We start from the raw sequence: 17831 nt of genomic DNA, 5'->3' as shown, positions 1-17831 counted from the left end.
TTTACACATGAAGAAAATATTGATTGGAAGTATGTTGCTTGTATTAACGTTGACACTCGCTGCTTGTGGCGGGAATAAAACATCAGCCGATGGCGGTGAGGTGTTTGAATACGGTGCTCAGACTTATTCTGACCCTAAAATTATGGGCCATATCGTGAAATTGCTGGTTGAAGATCAGACAGATCACGAGGTGGAAGTGACGGAAGACATTCAGGCCAGCCCGCAGATCCTGGGTGCCCTGGATAAAGGCGAATTTGATTTTGCAACATTGTATTCTGGAGAAGTTTACAACAATCATTTTGATGAAGACAAGGTTGAGTTTTCTACAGATCCTGATAAAACAATGGAACAGGCGCAAAAGCTATTTGGTGATAAGTATAACGTGAAATGGTATGACACAACTGGGTTTACAAACCAATACAGCATCGCGGTCAAACAAGACTTTGCTGACGAAAACAATATCGAAACCCTGACAGAATTAGGTGTATATGCACCAGACATGAAAGTGGGTGCTGACTCCGCCTGGAAAGAACGTGCAAACGATGGCTACCGTGACTTTGTGAAAGCATATGGCTATGAATTCGGTGATGTGAATGGTATGGAGATCTCTCTGATGTATGAAGGCATTGCCGGCGGAGAGTTGGATGCGATCACTGCATACACAGTGGACCCTCACATTTTAGAAAATGATCTGGTCGTGCTGGAAGACGACAAAAACTTCTTCGCCCCGTACCAAGGTTCAATTGTTGCTAAAAATGAAGTGCTGGACGAATACCCTGAGGTGAAAGAAGTTCTTGATTCGATTGTTGGTCTGGTCAGCACGGATGAAATGACTGAGCTGATCCGTGAAGTGGATATCAATGAACGCAAGATCCCTGAAGTAGCAAAAGAATTTTTGCAGGAAAAGGATATGCTGGACTAAAAAGAAAAGGTGATTAGATGGAATTCATAACAAAGCTGGGCCAGTATATGCTGGACAATCAAGCTGAACTGCTGGCCATGACAGGCACACATATTTTATTGGTGATCTATGGAATTGCCCTGGCCTTGGTGGTCGGTGTTCCGTTAGGGATCGTGGCGGCAAAGTTTGAGAAAACAGCTCCATTCATACTTTCGCTGACCAATATCCTGCAGTTAATTCCCAGCCTTGCCATGCTAGCGATCTTAATGCTGTATCTGGGACTTGGGTTTCAAACAATGGTTGTGGGACTGTTCTTCTACTCCCTGCTGCCGATTGTCAGAAATACGTATGTCGGTATTAAAGGTGTCGATGAAAGCATAACAGAAGCCGGCACAGGAATTGGTATGACATCCATGCAGCTCCTTGGAAAAGTTCAGCTCCCATTATCATTCCCATTTTTAATGGCAGGGCTCAGGGTGGCGTCTGTTATTGCAGTAGCCGTTGCCTGTATCGGACCGTATATCGGTGCAAGCGGGCTCGGTGAGGAAATCATTGCAGGCATCAGTCTGCAATCAGATGTAAAAATATATGCCGGTGCGATTCCAGCCACATTGCTGGCCATCATTGCCGATTTGATTCTGGGGCAAATGGAGAAAAAAACCAAAGCAAGACTCGCGTAAGATATTTATAAAAGAGGTAAGGTGTTCATCATGAAAGAAACAATTTTTAACAAACTGGATCAACTGTATGACGAAATGGTCAATGTACGTCGTGAACTGCATAAGCATCCAGAGCTATCCTTTCAAGAGGAAAAGACAGCTGAGTTCATTGCTGACTACCAGAAGAAACTCGGACTGGACGTCAGAACTCATGTCGGCGGAAATGGTGTCGTGGCAACTTTGAAAGGCGGCAAACCAGGCAAAACCGTAGCGATACGGGCTGACTTTGATGCATTGCCGATTTACGAGGAGAACGATGTCCCATACAGATCACAAAATGACGGTGTCATGCACGCATGCGGTCATGACGCCCATACCGCCATCGCACTGGGAATCTCTAGAGCATTGGTAGATGTGAAGGACGAGCTGCACGGCACGGTTGTATTTGTACACCAGCATGCAGAAGAAGAAGATCCGGGCGGTGCCAAATCCATGGTGGCAGACGGCGCTCTGGAAGGTGTCGACGCCATCTTCGCCACGCACATGGAAAATTACACACCAGTCGGAAGCATATGGCATAACGATGAATATGTCCTCGGCTCATCAGACGATTTTCAGATTGAAATCAAAGGCACTGGCGGACATGCCGCCTTCCCGCAAGACACAACCGATGTCATTGCGATCGGAAGCCAGCTTGTCAGCAGCCTGCAGCACATTGTCAGCCGTCAAACAGACCCGCTGAAATCAGCCGTGCTGACCATCGGCTCTTTCCAAGCAGGCGAAAAAGCTAACGTTATCTCCGGCAGCGCCATGCTTGAAGGCACTGTGCGCACATTCGATGAAGGCGTGAGACAAAACATCCACGATTCAATTCATAAGATCACCGCCCATACCTGTGAAGCCTTTGGAGCGGATCACGAAATCAATTATCAATTTGGCTATCCTGCTACCAAGAATGACCCAGCGATGAACCAAATCATGGTCAACGCAGCAAAAGGCGTTATATCAGAAAAGGATATCATTGAGATGGAACCGAATATGGGCGCAGAAGACTTCTCATACTTCGCCAAAGAGGTACCGGGTGCATATTTCTTCACCGGCTCAGCGAATGAAGAGAAAGGCTTTATTTACCCGTATCACCATCCTAAGTTTGATATTGATGAAAAGGCGCTGCTTAACGGAGCTAAGGTGCTGGCTGCGTCGGCGTTGGATTATTTGGATATGAAGTAGATTAAATAGGTGTCAGTTCCCCAGTTCGCTAAAGCTTTGGGGGACTGGCGCTTTTTTTTCGGCGCTACAAGAACCACAAAAGCAGATGGAGCAGTTCATGAATAATCAAATGGAGTTTAACCAAAAGATGCTTGAAAAAATGGAAGCCCTGGATCACCCGACAAGCAGAATGTGAAGCTAAACTTATGGACGCAATGAATCGAGTCCAGGAAATACAAAAACAACTAGCGGCAGCAAGCCAAAAGAAACATTTCATTTATTTAATAAAGTTGTTACAGTGTGCTAGAAAAAAGCATCGCCAGTTGGCGATGCTTTATTAGGGGAATTTATGTTGGGTTCATCTTAAAGACTTCTTTTTTTTCCTTCCCCCATTCTATCATTACTTGAACAGGTTTGTTTTCATCTGTCACTAAGCACCCCGAACAAGATGAAGGTATATTAACACTCCCCCCTTATATTCACTTTCATTGAGCGTTATTTCACCATCATTTATAACAATTTTTAGATTTTTAATTATGGTCTCTTCTCTTGCGTTTTTGTATCTAAATATATACTCTCCATTCTCTGACGAGCCACTAATATTCGCGCTATAACTTCCTTCCCAATTTTCACTCTCTCCATTAAATTTAACATTATTTTCATTACCTTCATTACATCCAGAGATAAATAAAGTGAAAAAAAGGAGGGACATAAAAAACTTTTTCAAGCACTCACCTTCCCCTATGAGTTTTTATAGCAAATGTTAATTGCTCACTCTTGTTACTATGAACTTTGTTAGTTTCCCAGATAATTAGGTGCATAAACCCCCAAGAGTTTGAAGGATTTCCAACTAATTTAACTGTTACATTAGATGCCATGCCTAATTGGTAAAGCGCATTTGTATTTACATAATCCCAGCTACTGGGAGCATAATATGTGTAAGAATTCCCTGTAGGATATCGGTCTCTTATTTGATTGGAACCTGCAGGGAACCCAATAGTCCCATAGCTAACTTTTCTATTAGAAATGTAAACACGATTATCTACTATATTCCATCCTCCCGTTACTTTTGTAAGCTTTGCATAGGGGATATTATCCATTGTCTTTCTTAAAAAGTAAATTCTGGTGTATGCTTGTACTGATGAAGATTTGTCCCATTCATTTTCACCTTTATCTCCCACTGAAAACAACTGATTTCCTTTGGAATCCTCTGCATAAATATCATGGAATATAGTTAAAGCAATCAGCTCTTCTCCTGTATGGATATTTTCGTGTAGTTTTTGTGCGGTTTTATGTTCTTTTACAAAAATATGTTCTTGAGTATTACTTTTAAGCTGAGATGGTGTTGTATATAAATCTAATTCTTCAAGGGGGACATCAGATGTGTTACTTACAGCGTCTTTATAGGACTTCTCAATACTCTTAGGCTTTTCTATCGCTAATTGATTCACAAACTCATTTTGATCGTTTCCTACTTCTTTTACATTCATGCTGTCAGCATGTATATAGTTGTTGCCGCCACCTATAACAATAAGTGTAACTAACAATGCAACTACTTTAGTTACCGCTTTCATTTAATTCCTCCTTTAAATATTTGAATAAAATGTTAACAAAAAAAATTAAAAAAGTAAACGGCTATTTATATATTTAAACAAGTTATAAATATTCAATACCTAATTGTATTTAAAGTTGTAAAATTATTAAAAGGTTTTAGACTGCACAAAAAAGTACTGTTTTTTGTGCAACAGGCAATCGCACCGATTCATACGACAGTGTGAATCGTTTCTCAATTACGTGAGATTGTACACGTTACAGAGTATAGCGGTGTGAGCTGTACAGATCTAAATGGGAAACCGTGAAACACACAGGCGGCGGAGCAGATTGGTGACTGTGCGAAAAATCTGGGAAAACTCAATGATAAGACCTATAGTCAAAAGTATAAGCTGGCAAGGGGGGCTGCCTCGTGATGGTGTTGGGGATGTACTTGAAGGGCGGTGCGATAACCCTGTGAGAACTCTATCTGACATCCGAAGTGAATATTGTGGATAGAGTAGTCAGACGTTCTCATAGTACGGAAGGGGAACGACCTATGGCTTTACATTCTCTAAACATGTGTATTGCAAACAGTCACGTTACTGCGTAAGACGGACTGGAAGTACATATTGAAAGGAAGTGAATAGGTGTCAGTCCCCCAGTTCGCTAAAGCTTTAAAGCGGTGGGGGACTGTCACTTTTTTTCTCGACAAAAACTGACAAAAACCGGGAAGTGACAGGCACCCTATTAGCACCTGCTTAAATTACCTTGTGCGAGGTCTTTGCGGTTTGAGGCCAATGGGGGCTCTTCTAACCATTTGTTTTTAATCATGATATTGCCCCCGTCCTCTAAGTATTTCTGTATGCCCAGTATCAGTTTATTATACATTACACCTAGATCGATTCTAGGACTTTGTGCAATAGCTGTACCATAATAGCCAATACTCAAACCTATCAAGGTGGTCGTGTAGAACATCATGAGTTTGTCCGAAAATGTGTGCGCAGTGCTTTCTGTTACATCTGCTCTTATCATTGGTACTGGGAGATTTTCTGCTCCTAACTTTTTTCCAAAAGATTGGATATGCTGCTTTGCAATTTCAATGCCTCGCATCATAAATTGTGTAACATCTTTTGACTTAGCTACTTGGCTGAATCCTATTAAGGTAGCAATCCCTAATGCATTCCTTTTAATGTTCGCATCCAGGTTTGCAATTTCAATTGCTGATAAGGGTCTTTTTTCACCAAAAATATCCCAAACAAACCCTTGCTTCTTCACATATTCAATTTGCTCTAAATCGGATATATTTGGTGGCCGCTGGTATAGTCCTTTTTGTAATAGCAAGTCCTTTGACATCTCATAGAGTTCCATTGTTTCTCGAACACATTCTTTAAAATAGCCAGTGAGATCTGACCTTGATGTTAGACTTAGACTCGTTGCATATGAGGTAAGCCCAATTTGAGCCATCTGATTTATGAAATTTAACGCATAACTGTCCGGATAGAGTCTGGGTGCAGTTAAATCAACATCCTCATCTAACTTAAAACCATAAGGGATGACATTCTTTTCCTCAGTAAGTATTTCTGCGATCTTCTGAACGTGGGCCTGGGATAATTCCAGCGCATGTGCTATGACAGGCTTTATTTCGGTGTCCTCAGCCTTTTCCAAGAAATAGGTCAACATACAGATACTTGCAGAATCATTCATGTATTGCCCCCAAAGTTCACCCATTTCAGAGGCTGTGAGTCTTATTTGTTTTCCTTGCTCCACGTAAACCCCTCCTTTGTTAAAATAACTTATTGTGTTATTATGCAGAGTTGATTTTAATTTATGCAGAATTGGTCGTAGCATGGGCGTCTTTTTGGTGTGTTATAATAAAGATGAATTTGAGACACTTTAGCAGAAGTGTTAAAGGAGTCAGACATGATAAAAGATAACATTATTGATGAAATTGTTATAAGGGAATACGATGAAACAGATGAGGTCCAATTAAAAGAGCTATTAGATTTTTCTTTTGAAGATGAAAGCTTATTAAATATTGTAAGGGGTTTCAAGTACAAATTTGCATATTCAGCACTTGTTGGCGATAAATTAGCAGGCGTGATATTTGGCTGGATAAGTGGATTTCACCCCTATTGTACGTACTTTCGAATTTTGAGCAATCCGTTTTATCAAATGTATGGTCTGGAAGAAAGATTGCTCACCAAGGTTGAAAGCTTAGGAGTTATTGACCGGCCCTTGCAAACTTCAATTTGGGAAACTGCTATTAACGAACGGAATCTTTATGAGAGAAATGGGTTTAAGGAAATCAGAAGAACGTATATGCCAACACTTAAGGTATCTGATATCAAAGGGGAAATCCCCTTTAGTGATAAAAATAATCATACAGTCAAAACTTTAGCAGAAATCTCCTCAAACAATGAACTGATGCAAAAACTAACGCTTCTGGTTAGAAAAAACTATGAAGAAACACATAAAATGAATCCAGCAGCAGATGTGGAACTTGATGAATGGAAAGCGTTGATTTTAGCGAATGACACGATCATGGATGGGAGTTACGCTTTTGTAGACTCAAGTGGCACAGAGATATTAGCCTATTCATTTCTTCATGAATCGGATACTAAACATACATATGAATTAGGATGGTGCGGTTGTTCGAATAATTCATTTAAAGAATTGATTCCACAGCTGGTGTTAGAGCATATCGAATACTCCGTTCATCAAAATGTGGAAGCTATTGCAGGTGAGTTTGATACAACCGATGATTACGCCATGGAAGTATTAAAAACATTTCCCTTTGCGCCTTGTCCAACTTGGATTACTTATCGGAAGAAGTAGGGTGACGCAAGGAGAGCTGTTCACGGTTGACACCATTTTCCTAGAAAGGAGTTTGGAAAGGCATTTATAACCACTGTGAAAGGGGAGATCGCTGCCATATGAAGTCAGAGATGGAATTACACAGAACACTTGCAGATGCAGAAGACGATGTAAAAAATGAACGCATTGCACCCATGCAGAAATCATTTGATGACATTCGTGTCTCTTTGCAGGGGATTTAAACGCATGAATAAGGCAGTTTATAGATTTGATCCATTATTTTGCTAAAGCTTTTAGACTTTAGAAGTAGCATTTTTCACGCAAAATGTCACGTTTGGGAAATTGAATTGATATATATCGTTACATATTTCCGTTTTGGGGTATAATAAGGAGGGGAGAGATGTTAGGTGAACAAGGTATACGAGACCATTATAAAAAATTATGGATATGACGAGCCTGTATTCACGAGGGACTTAAAAAAACGTATAGAAATGTCAGACGAAGCCTTGCGTCAAAATCTCAAAAGGCTATCTGATGGAGGTTCATTAATTAAGGTTAAAAATGGCATTTATTATGTTCCGAGAGAAAACAGTGTTCTGCGGAACCCGCGTATTAATTTGGATAAAGTAATTACAAGAAGGTATATGAGAACGTCTAATAATAAAGTTATTGGATATACAACCGGTATAAACTTTGCGAACAAGCTTGGCCTAACAACCCAAACCGCCAGCGTATCTACAATCGTAACGAATGAAGTAGGCAGGCCTGAGCATGAAGTGAAGTTTGGCAAAAAGATTGTGAAACTCAAGAAACCAAGAGTGAGAATTGATGCCCGGAACTACAAACTTCTGCAAGTGCTGGATTTGCTTAATGAATTCGATCGGGTGAGTGAGGTTCCGCTGGAGAATGCCGTTGGTGCTATTAAAATATACTTAAATGATAATGATTGTACTAGCAGTGAGTTGAATATATTTATCAAGAAGTATCCTAGAAAAACGTTGGAAAATTTAATAGAAATGGGTGGAGTTTTATAATGGATCTGCAGAAAACTAAAGAACAAATCTGCAAATGGTAGAGCTATAGCTTAGACAGGGTTATTCTTAAAAGAAAAGCAAGGTGGGATAAACCAATGGAACACCGCATGGGTCTATACGACACACCATTTAACTCGATAAAGTCAGGCAGGAAGAAAGTTGAAGTCAGGTTAAACGATGAGAAAAGAAGGCAACTGAAAGTCGGTAATACCATTACATTCACCCATATCCCTAACAGCAGTAAAAAGCTTACTGTCAAAGTTACAGAGTTGGTTGCCTACCCGACATTCCGGGAGATGTACGAAGACATACCCGCAAGTGATTTGGATGCAACTGGTTGTTCCATTGATGAGATGGTGGAACAGACTTATGAGATCTATACGTCCGAGCAGGAGCATGAGTGGGGGACGCTGGCGATTGGGGTTGAGATGGTTAAAGGAAAGTGAATGTAGAGTGATGGCATGAGTAACAAATACTGTAGGCCAAGCAGCCGGTTTATACGATAAGCCTGAAAGACGAAGGAAAAGGCGCCTTACTTCAAAGTTAAAAGAAATCATGGTTCTTGATTCATAGTCAATAGCCATGATTATTTTTGTACTTTATATGGAATTGACGTCAATGTATAGAAAAGCCATGCGTATTACTGGTACAATAGAACTAGGTTGAACAGAACTGTATTAAAACCCTCTAAATGAAGCGCTTTCATCCAAGTTGCGTGGTCAGGTAATTGTAACAAGTCTACGCTATAAGAAGTTCAACCCATCACAAAAAAATAGAACTGAAACACAATTTGAAGGAGACGTCACGATGCAAAATTTCCAAGAAAAAGTAAGCTTCATATGGTCTATAGCAGAACTACTCAGAGGACCCTATCGCCCGGAAAATTACGGGGATGTTATTTTGCCAATGGCCGTATTAAGACGGTTTGATGCAGTACTGTCGGATACAAAAGAAGATGTGCTGCGTGAAAATAAGAAATACGAATCTTTGCCTGAAACAACACGCGATGAAATCTTAAACCGCGTTGCCAAGCAAAAGTTCAACAATACAAGTCAATTTGATTTTGCAAAGCTGTTGAGTGACCCGGACAATATTGCGGATAACCTGCGTGATTACATAAACGGTTTTTCGTATGAGGCACGCGAGATTCTGAGTCATTTTAATTTTGATAATGAAATCGATAAAATGGATGACAATAATTTGCTGTATCTCGTTGTCAGGCGGTTCGGGGAGATTGATCTGCATCCGGATCAAGTCACCAACATTGAAATGGGTTATATCTTTGAGGAACTCATCCGACGCTTCTCTGAACATGCGGAAGCAGGGGATCATTACACACCAAGAGAAGTCATTAAGCTTATGGTTCATCTGATGTTTTTAAACGATGACGAGATTCTTCTGCCTAGTGTTACACGTACGTTATATGACAGCTGTGCCGGAACCGGGGGCATGGGGACTGTGGCGCAGGATTATATTAGAGATTACAATCCAACGGGGCACCTGGAGTTTTTCGCCCAGGAAATTAATCCGGAGTCCTATGCAATATCGAAGGCTGACATGCTGATCAAGGGCCAGGATGCCCGAAATATTAAAAAAGGCAACACCCTTTCCAATGACCACTTTAAGAATAAAAAATTTGATTATATGATTACCAATCCACCATACGGGGTTGAATGGAAACCTGCCAAGGATGCAGTTGAAGCTGAATATAATGATTTGGGGTTCAGTGGCCGTTTTGGGGCTGGCCTGCCAAGAATCGGCGATGGACAGCTTTTGTTCCTGCAGAATCTCGTCGCCAAAATGAAACCAGTAACTGAACAGAACCCCAATGGATCCCGGATTGCCATTATTATGAACGGATCACCATTATTTACAGGCGATGCCGGCAGTGGAGAGAGTGAAATTCGCCGCTATTTATTTGAAAATGACTTGGTCGAAGGAATTGTTGCGCTTCCAGATCAGCTCTTCTATAACACAGGCATCTCCACCTATATTTGGATTTTAACCAATCACAAAACCTCATATCAAAAGGGAAAGATCCAGCTTGTGAATGCGGTTGATATGTATCAGAAAATGCGCAAGAGCCTTGGAAACAAGCGTAATGAAATATCAGAAGAACAGATCAACACAATCGTGGAAATGTACGGACAAACAAAAGAAAGCGATAATGTGAAGATCTTTAACAATGAGGACTTTGGCTATTACCGAGTGACTGTTGAACGCCCGTTGCGGTTGAATTTCCAAATTACAGAAGAACGCATCGCTAGACTTGATGATGAGAGAGCTTTTGCTAACTTGGCCAAATCCCGTAAAAGCGGCGAGAAAAAAGAAGCAGAAATTGCAGCTGGACAAGCACAACAGGAAACGATTAAATCAGTCCTGACTGAAATGCAAAGCGACACGGTTTATAAAAACCGTGAAGCATTTATTGATAGGATCAAAGCAGCTTTCAAAGACACGGATATCACGCTTCGAGCACCGCTATTAAAAGCGATTTGGGCCGCTCTATCTGAGCGGGACGAAACAGCAGATGCCTGCATGAAAAATAAAAAAGATGTCGAACCTGATCCAGAGCTGCGGGATACAGAAATTATTCCTTTGAGTGATGATATCGAGGCCTATTTTGAACGGGAAGTATTGCCGCATGTGACAGATGCTTGGATTGATGAGGAGAAGACGCGCATTGGTTATGAAATTCCGTTTACCAGGTATTTTTATAAATATACGAAATTGAGACCTTCTAGTGAAATTAAAGCAGAAATACAGGAACTGGAAGAGAGTATTCTTGAGAAGTTGAAGAAGGTGATGGCGTGATGTCAAGACTTAAACAATATCTTGAATATAAAGACAGTGGTATTGAATGGTTAGGAAAAATACCAGGTCATTGGAAAAAGATGAAGTTATCTCGATTGTTTAAAGAGATTGGCAGTGGTGGTACGCCTGATTCAACAAATAAAAGTTATCACGTTGATGGCAGCATAAAATGGATTAATACGGGAGACTTAAATGACGGTTATTTAAACGATACAAAAAATAAAATTACCCAACTCGCTTTAAATGAGGTTTCTACATTAAGAATATATCCTAAAAACTCATTAGTGGTAGCAATGTATGGTGCTACGATAGGTAAGTTGGCTATCACAAATATTAAAGGCGCAGCAAATCAAGCATGTTGTGTTTTGACTGATCCTATTAATACTCGAGTTAAGTTTATGTTCTATTGGTTTCTGGCTAATAGAGAGGATATTATTAACTCTGCAAGTGGTGGTGGACAACCCAATATATCCCAATCGTTAATTAGGTCTTTAAGTGTTTTTTTACCAAGCTCATTACACGAACAAGATAGTATTATACAATTTTTAGATGATAAAACATCAGAAATTGACGCCCTTATCTCTTACAAAGAACGCTTAATCGAGTTGCTGGAAGAAAAGCGTCAGGCGGTGATTACGGAGACGGTGACCAAAGGGCTTGATCCAAATGTGAAAATGAAAGATTCAGGGGTTGAGTGGATTGGTGAAATACCAGATCATTGGGAAACAGTTAAATTCAAGCGACTGATTAAGGTCATGAACGGCAAGGAAATTGAGAACGAATTAAATTTTGACAGTGAAGATGCCATTGATGTGTATGGTTCAGGTGGGGTCTTTAAGAAAACTGATAAGTATATTTTTGATGGCGAGTCGGTATTATTTGGTAGGAAAGGTACAATAGGAAAACCGATCTATGTTAATCAGCCTTTTTGGACTGTTGACACAATGTATTATACACACTTTTATAAAGGTGCTTCTCCAAAGTGGTTTTATTTCTTATTTTGCATTTTCCCTTGGGCTATCCACACAACAAATACGGCTTTACCCAGTTTAGTTGGATCAGATATTGAAAATGATATTTTAGCAGTACCGAGTTATGAAGAACAAGTTAAGATAGTAGATCATCTTGAAAAGGAAACGTCTGGAATTTTTGATGTTATAAGTGAAACAAAGACTCAAATCTCTAAACTCAAAGAATACCGCGAGTCCCTTATTTATGAGGCTGTTACGGGTAAAATAGACGTAAGAAATTACGCACCAGAAACAGAAGAACTTCACTAGAAAGGAGGATCACAATTGGCCATTGATTACTCAGAAATGGGGTTGGAAGAAAACATTGAAACAAGTTTAATGAATGCCGGATATATAGAACGTCGTCTTCATGGAGAAGCACTCAAGGTCTTTCAAGATCGTGCTATCGATGTCGAGATGTTGTTTCAATTCCTGGAAGCAACCCAACCGAAGAAATTCGAACGGCTCAAAACGATTCATGGTGATAAATTTGAGAAACGTTTTCTTGATCGATTGGACCAGGAGCTGAACCGTCGTGGTGTGATTGACTGTCTGCGTCATGGCATTAAGGATAGAGGGGTGTCTCTGAGGCTGGCCTTTAATAAACCGCCAAGCACCCTGAATCAGCTCTTGATGCAGAACTATGAAAACAACATCTTCACCGTTAGCCGGCAAGTGTATTACAGCAGTAAACATCATAATAGCCTTGATATGGTGTTGTTTCTCAATGGCTTTCCACTTGTTGTTATGGAACTGAAGAACCCTTTAACACAGCAAACCGTTGAACACGCGAAACGCCAATTCAAGAAAGACCGTGACCCGAAAGAATTGCTGTTTCAGCCGAAAAAACGTGTAATGGTTTATTTTGCTGTGGACACGGATGAAGTTTGGATGACGACAATGCTCAATAAAGAAAGTACTTTTTTCCTGCCTTTCAATCGTGGCAACCAGGGTGGTAAGGGTAACCCTGTGGTCTACAACAACTACCGCACGTCTTATTTGTGGAATGATATTTTACAAAAAGACAGTCTGCTGGATCTCTTGTTCCGCTTTGTATATATCGAACAAAAAGATATACGCGATAGTACAGGGGAGATCGTTGATAAGAAAGAAATTGTTATTTTCCCGCGCTATCATCAACTGGATGTCGTCCGGAAAATTGAAGCCGATATTCAATCAAAGAAAGTCGGTGGCAACTATCTTGTACAGCATTCGGCTGGAAGCGGCAAAACGAACAGTATTTCCTGGTTGTCACACCGCTTGGCAAAAGTGCATGACGAAAATAACGAAGCGATTTTTGACAGTATTATTGTCATAACAGACCGTCGTGTACTTGATAAGCAACTGCAGGATGCGATTTATCAGTTGGAGCATGAGGCAGGGGTGGTTCAAAAGATCGATGAAGACTCCAACCAGCTTGCCGAAGCCATTCAAAACAAAACGCGTATCATTATTACAACGCTGCAGAAATTTCCGTTCATCATCGAAAAGGTTGGCGAATTTTCCCGTGGCAAATATGGCATTGTGATTGACGAAGCTCATAGTTCACAAGGTGGTAAAGCTTCGACGGCGATGACGAGCATCCTTTCCGATAAGTCGCTGGATGATGCCTATGCAGCGGATAAAGTAATGGAAGATGAGCTAGACAGTACAGAGGAAAAATTGTAGAAACGATCGAAAAGAGCGGTAAACAGGATAATATCTCCTTCTTTGCCTTTACAGCAACGCCTAAACCAAAGACGATTGAAAAGTTTGGGACATATAATCCAGATACGGAAGTACCAGAACCTTTTCATATCTATTCAATGCGTCAAGCGATTGAAGAAGGATTTATTCTTGATGTGCTGCAGAACTATGTCACATACGAGACCTTTTACAAAGTCGAAAAAAGTATCAGTGACGATCCAGAAGTAGCTAAAGGAAAAGCCACCCAAGAAATTGCCCGGTTTGTATCCCTGCACCCGCATAGTATTACTCAGAAAACAGCGATCATCGTGGAGCACTATCGGAGAGTGACTCGGCACAAGATTGGCGGACGTGCCAAAGCCATGCTCGTGACTCGAAGCAGACTCCATGCTGTCAGATACAAGCATGCGTTTGATGCGTATATCAAAAAACATAACTATACAGATATGAAAACACTGATCGCCTTTTCAGGAACGGTTGACGATGATGGGTTATCCTATACGGAGGCTGGCATGAACCAAATGAGTGAAGGTGAACTGCCAGATAAATTTTCAACCGATGAATACCAAGTGTTGATCGTTGCTGAAAAGTATCAGACTGGTTTTGATGAACCTTTACTTCACACGATGTACGTTGATAAGCCATTGAGTGGTATAAAAGCCGTTCAAACATTATCACGATTGAACCGAACATGCCGTGGTAAGGAAGATACGTTTGTGCTGGATTTTGTAAATGACCCTGAAGTCATTCAAGAAGCTTTTCAGAGCTACTATGAAGTGACTGGATTAAGTGATGTGACTGACCCGAACATCCTATACGATTTGCAGTATGAGCTCGATTCCATGCAAGTGTATACAACGGGAGAGGTCGATTCCGTCAGTGAGTTGGAATTCAACGGAAAGCTAAGAGACAAACGTGCCCAGGAACGCTTGAACCCGGTTCTGGATCAAGCGGTGGATCGGTTTAATAAAGAATTAACCGAAGAAGCACAAGATCAATTCAAGAGCGCCGCCTCTAAATTTATTCGGACCTATTCATTCGTGCTGCAAGTGGGCCCGTTCACCGATATCGACCTGCATAAACGATATGTGTATCTGAGTTATCTGCTCCGTAAACTGCCAAAAAAGCCAAATGAGCGCGTGTATTTGGCAGATGACGTGGCCTTGGAATACTACCGCAACCAAAAAGTATTTGAAGGCAGCATTCAACTTGAAACACAAGGAAGAGTAGATATTGATCCGCCCCAGCATGCAGGAGGAGGCGCGGCGCCAGAAGAAGAGAAGGAAAGACTCTCTTCCATTATCGATAGAATGAATGAAAAGTTCGGTACCGACTTTGATCCGCAAGACAAACTCTCACGGGACCAACTTGTAGAAGATATGGTACAAGACGAAGAACTTCAAGATAGAGCTAAAAACAACTCCATAGATAACTTCACCTTCAGTTTCGAAGACAGATTCATGGACTTCCTGATTGACCGTATGACTGAAAAGAACTTCTTCCAGAAAATGATGGAGAATGAAGAGCAGCGTGCGTTTTTGATGAATGAGATGAAAGAGGAAGTTTATTATCGGGCTAGGGAAGTGTAAAAATAGAAAGCTAATTAATAATCCAGCATAGTAAATTCAACTTTACTTTGCTGGATTTTCTTTTTTATACACAATATGTAGTGTTATTCCATAAGTTATACATCTATATGTTGATGTTATTATATTTGTATGTTAAAGTTACGTTGACAAATAGATTGGTATAAATAGGAAACGGAGGGCAGGTTTGGTTTACAAATAAAGGAGGGATTAAATTGGCTAAGCACTCAGGAGGAAAAGTCGGAAAAGCAGGCAAGACTCTTAGCAGCAAAGCTTCTTCTAAAACGGCTAAAACTAAAGCAGGTAAAACGCTTAAAAAACATCAGGATACGAAGCATTAGAAGTCCTGATTCACGTTTACGGTTCAGTGTTTTCCAATAGGAGACGGTTCATAGCTTTTCATGGAGAGACTTCAGTATGGATTGACTTAATTTAGTAAATGTTATCTTCATCTAATTTCATTAAAAAGTGAGGAAGATATATGGAACTTAATCACGATTGTGCTAGAGACTTACTATTGTCTATAGAAAAACATACAAATTTGAATGAACATCTAATGCACGACGAAGTAATCAATTTGCCAGAACTGATAGACTATAATCGAGATACAATAATTTACACCGCTCAAAAACTCCAAGAAGCAGGTTTTATTAATGGTAACTTCGATTCTTATTTTGACGGTGTTGTATACATTTCTATTAGTTCATTAACCTATAACGGCCACGTGTTTTTAGATACAGTTCGTGACAACGTGGTATGGAAAGAAACAAAAAAAGCAGCATCAAACTTTTCAAGTGTTTCATTGCCAATTCTACTAGACATAGGTGCAGCTTATTTGAAAAATAAACTGAGTTTACCATAGTAATGACGCTTTAATCTTTTATACTAAAATCTGGGTATTACAAGTGGTTGGTGCTTCATTGTTGATTAAAATCACCAAACCACCGAAACTAGCTCATCTTAAAAAAGACTATGAATTCACTCCCCGATCCACTCGATTTTTGTCGAACAACTAATTCAACCCAAAACGCCCCTTTTCGTCTCTTCCGTTCGATTATATTAATGAGCGGCGGCGAAAGGGGGTGTTTGTTTTGGAACGAGAACGTATGACGGTAAAAGAAGTTGCAGCATATCTGGGTGTGCATGCAGATATGATCTATACAATGGCGAGGAAAAATGAGATTCCGCATTTTAAGATGCGAAGTAAGATTCTTTTTACGCGTGATGTGATTGAAAAGTGGGTTCAGGACCAGGAGCTTCAGTAAGTGGAGCTCCTATTTGGCATGGGAAAAATTAAACAAATGAGGAGATGTTAAAGATGAATTATATTAAAGAATTGAATGCTTTCAAGGAATGGAAGATGATGAATAGATTGTCGCCGAGCGCGGTTGCGTTATGGTATGCGCTGATGTCAATAAACAACTCAGTGAGGTGGAAGAGGGCGTTTAATGCGCCGAATTCAGCTGTGCAGCAGCTCACATGTCTCTCCAAACAAGGCGTCGTTAATGCCCGTACCCAGCTCGTGGACAAGGGGCTGATCAGGTATGAAAAAGGAAATCGCAGCGGCGCACCAGTCTATCAAATGATCTCTTTGGTCCAATCAGTTGACCTACCTGCTGACCCAACACTTGACCTATCTGGGGACCAGGACTTGACCATACATAAATATAAACAAAAACAAAAAAGCAGCAGAAGAAGCGCCCGCGAGGAAATTGATTCATTGATCGTTTTTGAAGAGAATTTTGGGAAGGTCATACCGATAATCAGGGAAGCGATTTTGGAATGGAATGACAAGTTAGGGGATGAAGCTGTCATTCACGCGATGAACCTAACCGTCCGAAGGGGCGGTAAAACACTCGGGTACATCGAGCAAATTTTAAAAGAATGGACGAAAGCAGGGTTGACGACGTTGGATGAAGTGCTGGCGTATGAAGCAGACAAAGAGGAGAAACGCAGGCATAAAGTTGTCGTGAAGGAAAAATCACGGGAGAGCTATCATGCGATATTTGAAGCATACCTTCAGGGGGTACAGGCGAATGACAAAAGAAGAAGCTGTAGATATTTTGAAAACGATCAAAGAGGTTTATCCAAACTTCGAAATCACGCAAAGAAAGATTGGGATACTTGTGCCGCTGTTAAAGAAAATGGATTATCAAGCCGTTTTTGATAAGCTCTCACATCATGTAGCGACCAGTCCCTATGTCCCGACGCTCGCAGAAATTGCCGCATACCCGCCAGAGGAGAATCTGCACCTGGAGCAGATGAAGCAATGGAAGGCAGAAGCTGCGAAAGTTCCACAGGAGACTAAGGAGCGATTCCTCGAAGCCATGCACAAGCTGATCAAAGAGAAGAGCGGGGCATGATTGTGGAAAGCATGAAGGAGAAGCGGTCGTTCTGAACAGCTGGTGACAAGCACTTTTTAACGAAAGAGTGCCTGTCACTTCCCGGTTTTTGTCGAATGGTCAGAGGACGAATGGGGATGCACTTAGTTTCACCACTATGCCCTAAAGGGTATCCAAGACTATAGATTGGGAGTTTAAACAGCCATAATATGTATACCGCAACACAGTCATCAATTTTTAAAA

The 17831-nt window shown here is 40.8% G+C and carries 17 protein-coding genes and 1 pseudogene; 15 read left to right on the top strand and 3 right to left on the bottom strand.

What is annotated here, in order from left to right; translation table 11 throughout:
* Positions 1–7: 7 nt before the first annotated feature.
* The 3 genes from JNUCC1_RS07465 to JNUCC1_RS07455 are packed head-to-tail and all read left to right on the top strand — an operon-like array spanning position 8 to position 2790.
* Positions 8–922: an ABC transporter substrate-binding protein gene (locus tag JNUCC1_RS07465; RefSeq protein ID WP_156644794.1), complete on the top strand. Its 915-nt coding sequence runs from the start codon at positions 8–10 to the stop codon at positions 920–922.
* A 17-nt stretch (positions 923–939) separates the two neighbouring features.
* Positions 940–1581 carry an ABC transporter permease gene (locus tag JNUCC1_RS07460; protein WP_156644793.1) on the top strand — a complete coding sequence of 214 codons (642 nt, stop codon included), beginning with the start codon at positions 940–942 and terminating at the stop codon, positions 1579–1581.
* Between the two features lie 30 nt (positions 1582–1611).
* A complete protein-coding gene (locus JNUCC1_RS07455) occupies positions 1612–2790 on the top strand; it encodes a M20 family metallopeptidase (protein ID WP_156644792.1) in 1179 nt (392 codons plus the stop codon).
* 409 nt (positions 2791–3199) lie between these two features.
* On the opposite strand, the gene JNUCC1_RS07450 is transcribed toward JNUCC1_RS07455, so the two are convergent.
* The 3 genes from JNUCC1_RS07450 to JNUCC1_RS07440 all read right to left on the bottom strand — a co-directional run bounded on the left by JNUCC1_RS07450 (position 3200) and on the right by JNUCC1_RS07440 (position 6069).
* Positions 3200–3496: a hypothetical protein gene (locus tag JNUCC1_RS07450; RefSeq protein ID WP_156644791.1), complete on the bottom strand. Its 297-nt coding sequence runs from the start codon at positions 3494–3496 to the stop codon at positions 3200–3202.
* A 4-nt stretch (positions 3497–3500) separates the two neighbouring features.
* A complete protein-coding gene (locus tag JNUCC1_RS07445) occupies positions 3501–4343 on the bottom strand; it encodes a hypothetical protein (RefSeq protein WP_156644790.1) in 843 nt (280 codons plus the stop codon).
* Between the two features lie 706 nt (positions 4344–5049).
* Entirely contained in the window at positions 5050–6069 is a 1020-nt protein-coding gene (locus JNUCC1_RS07440; protein WP_331713656.1) for a DUF3231 family protein, read from the bottom strand.
* Positions 6070–6222: 153 nt separating this feature from the next.
* On the opposite strand from JNUCC1_RS07440, the gene JNUCC1_RS07435 reads away from it, so the two are divergent.
* The 12 genes and pseudogenes from JNUCC1_RS07435 (at position 6223) to JNUCC1_RS18220 (ending at position 17609) form a co-directional block, all read left to right on the top strand.
* Positions 6223–7137 (top strand): hypothetical protein, encoded by a 915-nt coding sequence (locus JNUCC1_RS07435; RefSeq protein WP_156644788.1) that lies wholly within the window; start codon positions 6223–6225, stop codon positions 7135–7137.
* Between the two features lie 98 nt (positions 7138–7235).
* A complete protein-coding gene (locus JNUCC1_RS19015; RefSeq protein ID WP_269448143.1) occupies positions 7236–7358 on the top strand; it encodes a hypothetical protein in 123 nt (40 codons plus the stop codon).
* Between the two features lie 165 nt (positions 7359–7523).
* Complete coding sequence (locus JNUCC1_RS07425) at positions 7524–8150, top strand: DUF6088 family protein (RefSeq protein ID WP_156644787.1); 627 nt, start codon at positions 7524–7526, stop codon at positions 8148–8150.
* A gap of 95 nt (positions 8151–8245) precedes the next feature.
* Positions 8246–8596 carry an ASCH domain-containing protein gene (locus tag JNUCC1_RS07420; RefSeq protein ID WP_156644786.1) on the top strand — a complete coding sequence of 117 codons (351 nt, stop codon included), beginning with the start codon at positions 8246–8248 and terminating at the stop codon, positions 8594–8596.
* Between the two features lie 361 nt (positions 8597–8957).
* Complete coding sequence (locus tag JNUCC1_RS07415; protein WP_156644785.1) at positions 8958–10964, top strand: type I restriction-modification system subunit M; 2007 nt, start codon at positions 8958–8960, stop codon at positions 10962–10964.
* Positions 10964–12244, top strand: a complete 1281-nt coding sequence (locus tag JNUCC1_RS07410) for a restriction endonuclease subunit S (RefSeq protein WP_156644784.1) — start codon at positions 10964–10966, stop codon at positions 12242–12244. The genes JNUCC1_RS07415 and JNUCC1_RS07410 overlap by 1 nt, the downstream gene beginning before the upstream one ends.
* 15 nt (positions 12245–12259) lie before the next feature.
* Positions 12260–15249 (top strand): annotated as a pseudogene (locus tag JNUCC1_RS07405) (type I restriction endonuclease subunit R).
* A 212-nt stretch (positions 15250–15461) separates the two neighbouring features.
* Complete coding sequence (locus JNUCC1_RS19010; protein WP_269448142.1) at positions 15462–15587, top strand: hypothetical protein; 126 nt, start codon at positions 15462–15464, stop codon at positions 15585–15587.
* A 140-nt stretch (positions 15588–15727) separates the two neighbouring features.
* The gene (locus JNUCC1_RS07400; protein ID WP_156644783.1) at positions 15728–16108 is read left to right on the top strand and encodes a DUF2513 domain-containing protein; all 381 of its coding nucleotides are present in this window, start codon (positions 15728–15730) and stop codon (positions 16106–16108) included.
* 220 nt (positions 16109–16328) lie between these two features.
* Positions 16329–16511, top strand: a complete 183-nt coding sequence (locus tag JNUCC1_RS07395) for a helix-turn-helix domain-containing protein (RefSeq protein WP_331713655.1) — start codon at positions 16329–16331, stop codon at positions 16509–16511.
* 53 nt (positions 16512–16564) lie between these two features.
* Positions 16565–17413, top strand: coding sequence for a DnaD domain-containing protein (locus JNUCC1_RS07390; RefSeq protein WP_197431665.1), 849 nt, complete (start codon positions 16565–16567; stop codon positions 17411–17413).
* Positions 17391–17609 carry a hypothetical protein gene (locus tag JNUCC1_RS18220; RefSeq protein WP_197431708.1) on the top strand — a complete coding sequence of 73 codons (219 nt, stop codon included), beginning with the start codon at positions 17391–17393 and terminating at the stop codon, positions 17607–17609. Before JNUCC1_RS07390 ends, JNUCC1_RS18220 begins: the two co-directional genes overlap by 23 nt.
* The last annotated feature ends 222 nt before the right edge of the window (positions 17610–17831 follow it).

The sequence above is a fragment of the Lentibacillus sp. JNUCC-1 genome, from assembly GCF_009741735.1.
In the GTDB taxonomy this organism is placed as follows: Bacteria; Bacillota; Bacilli; order Bacillales; family Amphibacillaceae; genus Lentibacillus_B.
Note: the sequence above shows the minus strand (reverse complement) of the source record. Positions and strands in the feature narration are given on the sequence as shown.

Excerpts from the sequence above, each read along its gene's own strand:
- JNUCC1_RS07465 (WP_156644794.1), top strand. The coding sequence starts at position 8 with ATGAAGAAAATATTGATTGGAAGTATGTTGCTTGTATTAACGTTGACA.
- JNUCC1_RS07460 (WP_156644793.1), top strand. The coding sequence starts at position 940 with ATGGAATTCATAACAAAGCTGGGCCAGTATATGCTGGACAATCAAGCT.
- JNUCC1_RS07455 (WP_156644792.1), top strand. The coding sequence starts at position 1,612 with ATGAAAGAAACAATTTTTAACAAACTGGATCAACTGTATGACGAAATG.
- JNUCC1_RS07445 (WP_156644790.1), bottom strand. The coding sequence starts at position 4,343 with ATGAAAGCGGTAACTAAAGTAGTTGCATTGTTAGTTACACTTATTGTT.
- JNUCC1_RS07435 (WP_156644788.1), top strand. The coding sequence starts at position 6,223 with ATGATAAAAGATAACATTATTGATGAAATTGTTATAAGGGAATACGAT.
- JNUCC1_RS19015 (WP_269448143.1), top strand. The coding sequence starts at position 7,236 with ATGAAGTCAGAGATGGAATTACACAGAACACTTGCAGATGCAGAAGAC.
- JNUCC1_RS07420 (WP_156644786.1), top strand. The coding sequence starts at position 8,246 with ATGGAACACCGCATGGGTCTATACGACACACCATTTAACTCGATAAAG.
- JNUCC1_RS07415 (WP_156644785.1), top strand. The coding sequence starts at position 8,958 with ATGCAAAATTTCCAAGAAAAAGTAAGCTTCATATGGTCTATAGCAGAA.
- JNUCC1_RS07410 (WP_156644784.1), top strand. The coding sequence starts at position 10,964 with ATGTCAAGACTTAAACAATATCTTGAATATAAAGACAGTGGTATTGAA.
- JNUCC1_RS07400 (WP_156644783.1), top strand. The coding sequence starts at position 15,728 with ATGGAACTTAATCACGATTGTGCTAGAGACTTACTATTGTCTATAGAA.
- JNUCC1_RS07390 (WP_197431665.1), top strand. The coding sequence starts at position 16,565 with ATGAATTATATTAAAGAATTGAATGCTTTCAAGGAATGGAAGATGATG.
- JNUCC1_RS18220 (WP_197431708.1), top strand. The coding sequence starts at position 17,391 with ATGGATTATCAAGCCGTTTTTGATAAGCTCTCACATCATGTAGCGACC.